Source organism: Paracoccus sp. DMF (genome assembly GCF_004407025.1).
GTDB lineage: Bacteria > Pseudomonadota > Alphaproteobacteria > Rhodobacterales > Rhodobacteraceae > Paracoccus > Paracoccus aminovorans_B.
Genome location: NZ_SOKV02000007.1, coordinates 15,868 through 25,384, shown reverse-complemented (window position 1 = coordinate 25,384; position 9,517 = coordinate 15,868). Strand labels below are relative to the sequence as shown.

At 67.0% G+C, this 9,517-nt stretch carries 12 protein-coding genes; all 12 read right to left on the bottom strand.

The features are described 5' to 3' along the window. Positions 1-21 precede the first annotated feature (21 nt). The gene (locus tag E3D03_RS05860) at positions 22-1,047 is read right to left on the bottom strand and encodes an amino acid ABC transporter substrate-binding protein (protein ID WP_062561236.1); all 1,026 of its coding nucleotides are present in this window, start codon (positions 1,045-1,047) and stop codon (positions 22-24) included. A gap of 151 nt (positions 1,048-1,198) precedes the next feature. After that, on the bottom strand, positions 1,199-1,909 hold the full coding sequence (locus E3D03_RS05855; protein ID WP_263566175.1) for an ATP12 family chaperone protein: 711 nt from the start codon (positions 1,907-1,909) through the stop codon (positions 1,199-1,201). After that, positions 1,906-2,577: an HAD-IA family hydrolase gene (locus tag E3D03_RS05850; RefSeq protein ID WP_263566174.1), complete on the bottom strand. Its 672-nt coding sequence runs from the start codon at positions 2,575-2,577 to the stop codon at positions 1,906-1,908. Before E3D03_RS05850 ends, E3D03_RS05855 begins: the two co-directional genes overlap by 4 nt. Beyond that, complete coding sequence (locus E3D03_RS05845) at positions 2,577-3,620, bottom strand: RluA family pseudouridine synthase (protein ID WP_263566173.1); 1,044 nt, start codon at positions 3,618-3,620, stop codon at positions 2,577-2,579. Before E3D03_RS05845 ends, E3D03_RS05850 begins: the two co-directional genes overlap by 1 nt. Next, positions 3,617-3,988 (bottom strand): fluoride efflux transporter CrcB, encoded by a 372-nt coding sequence (gene crcB, locus E3D03_RS05840; RefSeq protein WP_263566172.1) that lies wholly within the window; start codon positions 3,986-3,988, stop codon positions 3,617-3,619. The genes E3D03_RS05845 and crcB overlap by 4 nt, the downstream gene beginning before the upstream one ends. Next, complete coding sequence (locus E3D03_RS05835) at positions 3,985-5,313, bottom strand: replication-associated recombination protein A (RefSeq protein ID WP_263566171.1); 1,329 nt, start codon at positions 5,311-5,313, stop codon at positions 3,985-3,987. Before E3D03_RS05835 ends, crcB begins: the two co-directional genes overlap by 4 nt. A gap of 61 nt (positions 5,314-5,374) precedes the next feature. Next, positions 5,375-5,965, bottom strand: coding sequence for an acyl-homoserine-lactone synthase (locus tag E3D03_RS05830; RefSeq protein WP_017999582.1), 591 nt, complete (start codon positions 5,963-5,965; stop codon positions 5,375-5,377). 67 nt (positions 5,966-6,032) lie between these two features. After that, complete coding sequence (locus tag E3D03_RS05825; protein WP_017999581.1) at positions 6,033-6,644, bottom strand: helix-turn-helix transcriptional regulator; 612 nt, start codon at positions 6,642-6,644, stop codon at positions 6,033-6,035. 349 nt (positions 6,645-6,993) lie between these two features. Next, positions 6,994-7,416, bottom strand: coding sequence for a 50S ribosomal protein L17 (gene rplQ / locus E3D03_RS05820; RefSeq protein WP_062561242.1), 423 nt, complete (start codon positions 7,414-7,416; stop codon positions 6,994-6,996). A gap of 156 nt (positions 7,417-7,572) precedes the next feature. Continuing rightward, the gene (locus E3D03_RS05815; protein WP_017999579.1) at positions 7,573-8,589 is read right to left on the bottom strand and encodes a DNA-directed RNA polymerase subunit alpha; all 1,017 of its coding nucleotides are present in this window, start codon (positions 8,587-8,589) and stop codon (positions 7,573-7,575) included. 121 nt (positions 8,590-8,710) lie between these two features. Next, entirely contained in the window at positions 8,711-9,100 is a 390-nt protein-coding gene (gene rpsK / locus E3D03_RS05810; protein ID WP_011747123.1) for a 30S ribosomal protein S11, read from the bottom strand. A 12-nt stretch (positions 9,101-9,112) separates the two neighbouring features. Then, positions 9,113-9,481 (bottom strand): 30S ribosomal protein S13, encoded by a 369-nt coding sequence (rpsM, locus tag E3D03_RS05805; protein ID WP_062561243.1) that lies wholly within the window; start codon positions 9,479-9,481, stop codon positions 9,113-9,115. Positions 9,482-9,517: the final 36 nt, after the last annotated feature.

Sequence of the window (9,517 nt, the reverse complement as noted above, 5' to 3'; positions counted from 1 at the left end):
CCGCCCGTTCTTCAACCGCGATCAGCGGAAGGGCATGGCATACATCAGCCCGCCCTGGGTCCATTGCGCGTTCAGGCCGCGCGCCAGGCCGATGGGGGTCTGCTCGCCGATGGTGGCGGCGAAGATCTCGCCATAGTTGCCGCTGGCCTTGATGGCGCGCTTGGCCCATTCGGCGTCCAGGCCGATCATCTTGCCCAGCTCGTCGGTGGTGCCCAGCAGGCGCTGCACCTCGGGGTTGGTCGAGGATTTCGCCAGTTCCTCGATATTGGCCGAGGTGACGCCGTATTCCTCGGCCGCGATCAGCGCGAACAGCGTCCAGCGCGCGATGTCGCCCCAGTTGTTGTCGCCGTGGCGCACCGCCGGCCCCAGCGGTTCCTTCGAGATGATCTCGGGCAGGATGATGTGGTTTTCCGGGTCGGCGAAGCTGGCCCGCGTCGCGGCCAGGCCCGAGGCGTCGGTCGTATAGGCGTCGCAGGCGCCGGCCATGTATTGCTGCTCGCCCTCGGCGTTGCTGTCGATGTTGACCGGCTGATAGGTCATGTTGTTGGCCTTGAAGTAGTCGGCCAGGTTCAGCTCGGTCGTGGTACCGGTCTGGATGCAGATCGTCGCGCCCTCGAGCTCCTTGGCCGAGCTGACGCCCAGGTCCTTGCGCACCATGAAGCCCTGGCCGTCGTAATAGTTCACGCCGATGAAATCCAGCTTCAGGTCGGTGTCGCGCTGGAAGGTCCAGGTCGAGTTGCGCGCCAGCAGGTCCACCTCGCCCGAGCTGAGCGCCGTGAAGCGGGTCTGGCCGGTGGTCGGGACGTATTTCACCTTGGCCGGGTCGCCCAGCACCGCGGCGGCCACGGCCTTGCAGAAGGCCACGTCGAAGCCCGACCAGTTGCCGTTCGCATCGGGGGCGGCGAAACCGATCAGGCCGGTGTTGACGCCGCAGTTCAGCACGCCGCGCGACTTCACCTCTTTCAGCGTGTCGCCTTCGGCGGCCATGGCACCCGAAGCCGCAAGGGCCAGCGCCGTAACCGAGCCGAAGAGTGCAGTATGTTTCATGAATTTCCCCTCTGTTGTTCCCGGGTCGGGTCACGGGTCCATCCGCAGACTGCCCGTGGCGAGCCCGTGTTGAAGGGGGCCAGGACTGCCCCCCTTGCAGGCATTGTGCCGATGCAGGGCGAAGCGTCAAGAAAGAAGAAAAACGATCTCCTCAGCGCCGGCTGAGCTGCCAGAAACGCTCAGAATCGCGCATGGCGGCCAGGCGGGCGGCGGCGGCCGCGTCGGCCTCCTCGTCGCGGCCCCAGCGTTGCGCCTGAAATTCCTCGTCAATTCGCGACAGGGCATGGGCGGTTTCGGCGTCGATGCGGCCGCGGATCACCGCCAGCCCCAGCACCAGCGAGCCGGGCAGCGTCACCAGATCGTGCAGCGCCGTCAGCCCGAAGGCATCCAGCGCCGCGACCTCGGCATGCAGTTTCAGCAGCGCCGCCGGATCCTGCGGCACCGGGATGACGCCATGGGTGATGCGCAGGGGCGCGCGCAGCTCGGTCGCGGCCCAGTCGATCAGCGGATCCCAGCCCTCGGCCTGGGCGCGGGCCAGCTCCTCGGGCGCGTCGGCGCGATAGGACAGAAGATCGGTGCCGCCGTATTCGGCCAGCATGGTGGCGACGTCATGGAACTGCGGCGCCACCTTCTCGATGGCGGAATTCGCCGCGCGGGTCAGCGGCATGCGGTTCGGGTCGATCACGTCGGCCTGGGCGTCCCATTCCGCGGCGAGGGCGCGGGCCAGCGCCTCGGTCGGCAGGACCAGGGGCTGCTTGCCGGGGGTGCGCAGCGGGCGGTCGTCCAGCACCACCTCCCAGCCCGCGCCGGCCGGCCGCACCGAGGCGGCCTTCCAGAATCGCCGCGCCTTCCATTCGCTCATGGTTGCCCTCCTTCGGCCCAGTCCAGCAGCGCCAGCGTCAGATTGGCATAGTCCGGCGCGATCAGCACCGCCCCCGCCGCCCGCAGGTCGGACGCTGAATGAAACCCCCAGCCGACGCCATAGCCCGCCACCCCGGCCGACTGTGCCATCGCCATGTCAAAGGTGCTGTCGCCCACCATCACCGCGCGGCCCGGCGGCACGCCGGTTTCGGCCAGCGCGCTTTGCAGCATCGCCGGATGCGGCTTGGAGGGATGGCCGTCCGCCGTCTGCCGGGTCGCGAAACGATCCGTCAGCCCGTGCGCCGCAAGGATCGCCACCAGCCCCCGCATCGGCTTGCCGGTGGCGATGCCCAGCGTGACCCCCCGCAGCCCCGCCAGCGTGTCGAGGCAGTCCAGCGCACCGGGATAGAGCTGCGGCAGATGCCCGGCCTCGCGCGAGGCGATGAAATGGCGGCGATAGCCCTCGACCACGCGGTCGCGCAGTTCGGGGGCGGCGGCGGGCAGCAGGTGCGCCACCGCGACCGGCAGCGACAGGCCGACGATGGACAGGATCGTCGCCCGCTCCATCTGCGGCAGACCGGCGGCGCGCAGCCCGGCGTTCATCGACTGGACGATCTCGTCCTGGCTGTCGATCAGCGTGCCGTCCACGTCAAAGACGACCAGCCGCATTACGCCTCCTCGAACGGGTCTTCGGGCACGTCGTTTTCCGACCAGCCGAGCGTGTCCCAGGTGCGCCGCATGTGATCGGGCAAGGGCGCGGTGACGGTGACCGGCTTCTTGCTGATCGGGTGCTCGAAGCGGATCATCCGGGCGTGCAGGTGCAGCTTGCGGCTGATCTCGCCGCCCAGCTGGGCGCCCCAGCCGTCGCCCAGGTTCTCCTGCCCCGAGCCGCCATATTTGCCGTCGCCGACGATCGGGTGGCCGATCTCGGCCATATGGGCGCGCAACTGGTGGGTGCGGCCGGTGACCGGCACCATGGCGGCCCAACTGACCCGGCCGCCAAGCGCCGACAGCACGGCGTAGTCGGTATGGGCGCGCTTGGCGCCCTCGGTCGTCGCCACCTCCGAAGGATGGACGGCGACCATCTTCTCGCCTTCGCCCATGCGGCCGCGGCCCGGCGCCTTCACAAGACCGTATTTGATCGAGCCCATGCGCGGATGCGGCACGCCCGCCACCGCCGCCCAATAGATCTTGCGGGTCAGCCGGTGCCGGAACGCCTCGGACAGCGCGCGGGCAATGCGGTCGGTGCGCGCCAGCAGCAGGACGCCCGAGGTGTCCTTGTCCAGCCGGTGCACCAGCTTCGGCCGGTCCTTGTAGCCGAACATCAAGGCCTCGGTCAGCCCGTCCACATGGCGATCGCCCTGGCCGCTGCCGCCCTGCGAGGGCAGGCCCGGCGGCTTGTTCAGCGCGATGATATGCTCGTCGCGCCACAGCACGCAGGACTGGATCATCTCGGCATCGGATTGCTTGACGCGGGCCTTGGGCGTCGGCGCCGGCGCCTCGCCGTCCGGGATCGGCGGGATGCGGATCTCCTGGCCCGCCTCGATGCGGGTATTGGCCTTGACCCGGCCGCCGTCGACGCGCAGCTGGCCGGTGCGGCACATCTTTTCCACCGCGCCCTGCGTCAGCTGCGGGAACCGCTTCTTCAGCCAGCGGTCGATGCGCTGCTCGCCCTCGTCGGCGCCGATGCGGAGGATCTGCACGCCGCTCATGCGAAGATCCCCCGGCCAAGCGCCAGGCCCGCCGCCACCGCTGCCAGCGACAGCAGGACCGAGGCCGCCACATAGCCCAGGGCCAGCCCCGCCGCGCCGCGTTGCCACAGGGTCAGCGCGTCCAGGGAAAAGGCGGAGAAGGTGGTGAAGCCGCCCAGCACGCCGGTCAGCAGCAAGGGCGCCAGATGCTGGCCGCCCCGCAGCGCCAGGACCGAGGCCAAAAGCCCCATGGCAAAGCAGCCGGCGATGTTCACCGTCAGCGTGCCCAGCGGCAGGCCGGTTACGCGCCCGGCCAGGATGTTGACGCCGTAACGCGCCATCGAGCCCAGGGCGCCGCCAAGCGCGACCTGGAGGAATGTGTGTTTCATGCTTTGCCCTCTGTCTGCCGCTTCTGCCGCAGGCTGGCGAACCATTCAACGCGCTTTTTCAGGTCGCGCTCGAATCCGCGCTCGACCGGCAGATACAGCACCGGCCGCTTCATCCCGTCCGGGAAATAGTTCTGGCCCGAGAAGGCGTCCTCGGCATCATGGTCATAGGCATAGCCGGCGCCATAGCCCTGGTCCTTCATCAGCCCGGTCGGCGCGTTCAGGATATGCGCCGGCGGCATCTGGCTGCCCGACTGGCGCGCCAGCGCCCGCGCGCCCTTGTAGGCGACATAGCCGGCGTTGGATTTCGGCGCGAGCGCCAGATAGATCACCGCCTGCGCCAGCGCGAGCTCGCCCTCGGGGCTGCCCAGGCGCTCGTAAAGCGCCCAGGCGTCCAGGCAATGGCGCTGCGCGGCCGGGTCGGCCAGGCCGATGTCCTCGACCGCCATGCGGGTGATGCGGCGCGCAAGATAGCGCGGGTCCTCGCCGCCCTCGAGCATGCGCGCGAACCAGTAAAGCGCCGCGTCGGGGTCGCTGCCGCGCACGGATTTGTGCAGGGCCGAGATCAGATTGTAATGCTCGTCGCCCGACTTGTCGTATTTCGCCGCCCGCCGCATCAGCCGCTGCGACAGCTGGCCGGGGTCGAGCTTGCCGGTGATCTTCCAGGCCATGACCTGCTCGATCAGGTTCAGGGCGGCGCGGCCGTCGCCATCCGCCATCTCCAGCAGCCGGTCGCGGGCCTCGGCGGTCAGCGGCAGGGCGCGGCCCAGCTCCTGCTCGGCGCGCTGCGCGAGGCGTTCCAGATCGGCAAGGCTCAACCGCTCCAGCACGATGACCTGGGCGCGCGACAGCAGCGCGGCGTTCAGCTCGAAACTGGGGTTCTCGGTGGTGGCACCGACCAGGGTGATGGTGCCGTCCTCCATATGCGGCAGGAAACTGTCCTGCTGCGCCTTGTTGAAGCGGTGGATCTCGTCCACGAACAGCAGCGTGCCGCGGCCCTGGCTGCGGCGCAGCCGGGCGGCGTCGAAGACCTTGCGCAGTTCCGGCACCCCGGAAAAGATCGCCGAGATCTGCACGAAGGCCAGGGCGGTCTGCTGCGCCAGCAGCCGCGCGATGGTGGTCTTGCCGACCCCCGGCGGTCCCCAGAGGATCAGCGACGACAGGCTGCCGGCCGCCAGCATGGCGCCCAGCGGTCCCTCGGGGCCAAGCACCTTGTCCTGGCCGATGACGTCGGAAAGCCGTGCCGGACGGATCCGGTCGGCCAAGGGGCGCGTCGCGTTGCGCGCAGGTTCGCCCTCGGCGGGCGCGGTGTCGAACAGGTCTGCCATGCGGGCGGTATGTTACGCCGCCCGCATCACCTGCGAAAGGCCCTCCTCCTGGCGGCGGGCATCAATGCATCTTGGTCGCCAGGTTGATCGAGACGCATTGGAAATAGCCGTCGTCGATCCAGATCACCGGGCCCATGGCCTGCGCGTCAAGGCCGCAGGGCTTGAGCCAGCGCGGCCAGGTCGAGGCGACCAGGCAGACGAGCCGCGTCGCCCCCAGCGCACGGGCCGAGTTGGTCATTTCCTGCACCAGGGCCAGCTGCACCCGGCGGCGGTCGCGCTGCGGGATGGTGTGGTCGACGAAGAGCCGGCTGGCCTCCCAGGTGCCCGGCTCGACCGGCGCGGGGCCGTCGAGCAGGTTCTGCGGGATCGAGCCGCCCAGCAGGTCCAACTGCGCGTCGCGGATCATGTAGGAATACATGCCGCAGCTGGCCGTGGTGGGCGTCAGCCGCACGCCGGCCATCACCCGGCCATGCTCGTGGATCGCGACCCAGCGGCTCATGGGCGTGTCGTACTGGTCGAACTCCATGTCGTCCGTCTGGGGCAGGTTCCAGCGCTTCTGGACGATGAAGCTCTGCTTGCGGGCGCGGAAGATGTTCGCGAAGAGTTCGCCGTGGTTGTGCAGGTTGGCGAAGGAAAGTGTGGTGGTCTGCATTGGTCTTCTCCTGGGGTTTGTGGTGGTGGTGGCCCCCAGGTGTAAACCGCAACGGTGGACGGACCGTTTATAGCAAGCGGTAGTCCTTGGCCCGTTGCAGCGCCTCGGCAGTCGTGCGCGCCATCAGTCTTTCACGCGCCGAAATGAGACGAGCCTTGAATGCGCTTTCCGTAATACCAAGTTTGGCAGCCGCCGCTGCATGACGATCCCCCTCTGCGATACACCGAAGGGCCTCTTGCTGAGCCTTCGTCAGGCTCTCCGGCGGCTCCGTGATCTCGTGAAGCCGGCGTAGCGTGGTCGAGATCGCTTCGATCTCGTCATCCGTGAATTCCCGTTTGTCATGGGCGAAGTCGGCGATGGTGCGCGACTTGATCGGGCCATGGGCGACCGCCAGCCCGTAGCGCAGCCCGTGATCCGCCGCATCCTGCAGGATGGAAAACGGGTCGGGAATCGGCAGCACGCTCCACCGGCAGGTGCCGGTGGTCGAGAAGCCCCAGGCGATGGTGGGGTCGCGGAGCGCATAGGCCCGCTCGGAATAGCGCTGCGCCCATTCCTTGTTATAGGTCTGGAACTGCATCAGCGGTGCAGCGAAGCGAATGTGAAGCCCGATGAAATACCCCGCGGGAGCGAGCTTTTTCAGCTTGGCGAGTGCTGCATTGATTTCCGCGCGAGATGACATGACTTTTTGGACAGATTGCGTTTTTTCAGGGTTACCACGAAAAATGGCACGGTTCGCAATGTATTCAAGCAATACCGTGCTTGTACGCGACGTTTTTCGGGACGCCGCAGGGTCACCCTGCCGGCGCAACCATCCTTACCTGCATGGTGCGCCAAAAGGCAAGCGCCCGGCCGGAAGCACAATTCCCGTTAGTTTTCTGCGCCCGCACGCTCAGCCAGGGGGTGAAAGCCCTTCGCACCCACCCTGCCCCGGGTCGGAAAGTTTCGCTTTCATGTGGCAAAAATGCCCGCAGCCATCGACTGGCTGCGGGCATGAACCTTCGCTTAACCCTAAGTAAGAGTTAATTTTCTTACGATTCGTCGGCGGCCGATTCGGCTTCCAGGCGGGCGTGGTCGGCGGCACCCTTGGCCGAGGGATCGCGGTCGACCAGTTCGATGATCGCCATCGGCGCCATGTCGCCATAGCGGAAACCGGCCTTCAGGATGCGGACATAGCCGCCCTGGCGGTCCTTGTAGCGGGCGCCGAGAACATCGAACAGTTTCGCGACATGCTGGTCTTGTTTCAGCTGCGCATCGGCCTGACGGCGGGCGTGCAGATCGCCGCGCTTCGCCAGCGTGATCAGTTTCTCGACGATCGGGCGCAATTCCTTGGCTTTCGGCAGCGTGGTCTTGATCTGCTCGTGCTCGATCAGCGAGCCGGCCATATTGGCGAACAGCGCCTTGCGGTGTTCGTGGGTGCGGTTGAGGCGGCGGTAGCCACGGGCGTGACGCATGATTGATCTCCTATGACGTCTTTTGCTTTGTCCGGCAGCCCATGCGTGCGGGCCGCTCTCCTTGGGGCGGGATTGCCCAGATTTCCGGGGGCGCGCATCGCGTACACCGCGCGTACACAGGCCGTGCACCGGGCGTATGACGCCCCCGGATAGTTCTTAGAACTGGTCGTCGAAACGCTTGGCCAGGTCCTCGATGTTCTCCGGCGGCCAGTCCACGACATCCATGCCGAGGTGCAGGCCCATGCCCGAGAGCACTTCCTTAATCTCGTTCAGCGACTTGCGGCCGAAGTTCGGGGTGCGCAGCATCTCGGCTTCGGTCTTCTGGATCAGGTCGCCGATATAGACGATGTTGTCGTTCTTGAGGCAGTTCGCCGAACGCACCGACAGCTCCAGCTCGTCGACCTTCTTCAGCAGGCGCGGGTCGAATTCCAGACCGTCCTCGGCATCCGAGCGGGTCGCGGTTTCCGGCTCGTCGAAGTTCACGAACACCGAAAGCTGGTCCTGGATGATGCGCGCGGCATAGGCCACGGCGTCTTCCGGGGTCAGCGAACCGTCGGTTTCGACCTTCATGGTCAGCTTGTCATAGTCCAGCACCTGGCCCTCGCGGGTGGGCGTGACTTCGTAGCTGACGCGCTTGACCGGCGAGAAGATGGCGTCGATCGGGATCAGGCCGATGGGCGCGTCCTCGGGACGGTTCTTGTCGGCGGCGACATAGCCCTTGCCGTTCGCCACGGTCAGTTCCATGTGCAGCTCGGCGCCGTCGTCCAGGTGGCAGACGACGTGGTCGCGGTTCAGGATGGTGATGCCGGCGGTTTCCTGGATGTCGCCGGCCTTGACCTCGCCCGGGCCCTTGGCCGAGAGCGTCAGGCGCTTGGGCGCGTCCACGTCCATCTTCAGCGTCACGCCCTTGAGGTTCAGGACGATGTCGGTCACGTCCTCGCGCACGCCGGGGACGGACGAGAATTCATGCAGCACATTGTCGATCTGCACCGAGGTGATGGCCGCGCCTTGCAGCGAGGACAGCAGCACGCGGCGCAGGGCGTTGCCCAGCGTCAGGCCGAAGCCGCGCTCGAGCGGTTCCGCCACCACGGTGGCGACGCGGGACGAATCGGCGCCCGGCTTGACTTCAAGCTGGGTGGGCTTGATGAGTTCGGCCCAGTTCTTGTGGATCATGCGTTTGCCTCCATACCAGTTCCCGACCCATGACCATTGGCCGGAAACGCCCGAGGTGAAATGCGAAAAGCGCGCCCCGCACGGGACAGCCCCGCGCGGAACGCGTCAAAATCCCGAAGGTTCAGACCCGGCGGCGTTTCGGCGGACGGCAGCCGTTATGCGCGATCGGGGTCACGTCGCGGATCGCCGTGATGTTGAAGCCGACGGCGGCCAGCGCGCGCAGCGCCGATTCGCGGCCCGAGCCGGGGCCCTGGACTTCGACTTCCAGCGTGCGGACGCCGTGTTCCTGCGCCTTCTTGCCGGCGTCTTCGGCGGCCATCTGCGCGGCATAGGGGGTCGATTTGCGCGAGCCCTTGAAGCCCATGGTGCCGGCCGACGACCACGAGATCGCGTTGCCCTGCACGTCCGAGATCAGGATCTTGGTGTTGTTGAAGGACGAGTTCACATGCGCCACGCCGGTGGCGATGTTCTTGCGTTCCTTGCGCTTGATACGGGTTTTATCGCGTGCCATGTCCGTTCCCCCTTATTTCTTCTTGCCGGCGATGGGCTTCGCCGGGCCCTTGCGGGTGCGGGCATTGGTGTGGGTGCGCTGGCCGCGGACCGGCAGGCCGCGACGGTGGCGCAGGCCACGATACGAGCCCAGGTCCATCAGGCGCTTGATGTTCATCTGGGTTTCGCGGCGCAGGTCGCCTTCGACGGTATAGTTGGCGTCGATATATTCGCGGATCTTCAGAACCTCGGCATCCGAGAGCTCGTTCACGCGGCGGGCCGGCTCGATGCCGACGGCGGCAACGATCTCATCGGCGAATTTCGGGCCGATCCCGTGGATATAGGTCAGTGCGATCGGGACGCGTTTCCCGGTCGGAATGTTGACGCCAGCAATACGAGCCACGCGTTTTCCTTTTCCTTGTTGCGGTTCCGTAGCACC

Bases quoted from the DNA above. Each gene is read 5' to 3' on its own strand.
- E3D03_RS05860 (WP_062561236.1), bottom strand. From the start codon at position 1,047: ATGAAACATACTGCACTCTTCGGCTCGGTTACGGCGCTGGCCCTTGCG.
- E3D03_RS05855 (WP_263566175.1), bottom strand. From the start codon at position 1,909: ATGAGCGAATGGAAGGCGCGGCGATTCTGGAAGGCCGCCTCGGTGCGG.
- E3D03_RS05850 (WP_263566174.1), bottom strand. From the start codon at position 2,577: ATGCGGCTGGTCGTCTTTGACGTGGACGGCACGCTGATCGACAGCCAG.
- E3D03_RS05845 (WP_263566173.1), bottom strand. From the start codon at position 3,620: ATGAGCGGCGTGCAGATCCTCCGCATCGGCGCCGACGAGGGCGAGCAG.
- crcB (WP_263566172.1), bottom strand. From the start codon at position 3,988: ATGAAACACACATTCCTCCAGGTCGCGCTTGGCGGCGCCCTGGGCTCG.
- E3D03_RS05835 (WP_263566171.1), bottom strand. From the start codon at position 5,313: ATGGCAGACCTGTTCGACACCGCGCCCGCCGAGGGCGAACCTGCGCGC.
- E3D03_RS05830 (WP_017999582.1), bottom strand. From the start codon at position 5,965: ATGCAGACCACCACACTTTCCTTCGCCAACCTGCACAACCACGGCGAA.
- E3D03_RS05825 (WP_017999581.1), bottom strand. From the start codon at position 6,644: ATGTCATCTCGCGCGGAAATCAATGCAGCACTCGCCAAGCTGAAAAAG.
- rplQ (WP_062561242.1), bottom strand. From the start codon at position 7,416: ATGCGTCACGCCCGTGGCTACCGCCGCCTCAACCGCACCCACGAACAC.
- E3D03_RS05815 (WP_017999579.1), bottom strand. From the start codon at position 8,589: ATGATCCACAAGAACTGGGCCGAACTCATCAAGCCCACCCAGCTTGAA.
- rpsK (WP_011747123.1), bottom strand. From the start codon at position 9,100: ATGGCACGCGATAAAACCCGTATCAAGCGCAAGGAACGCAAGAACATC.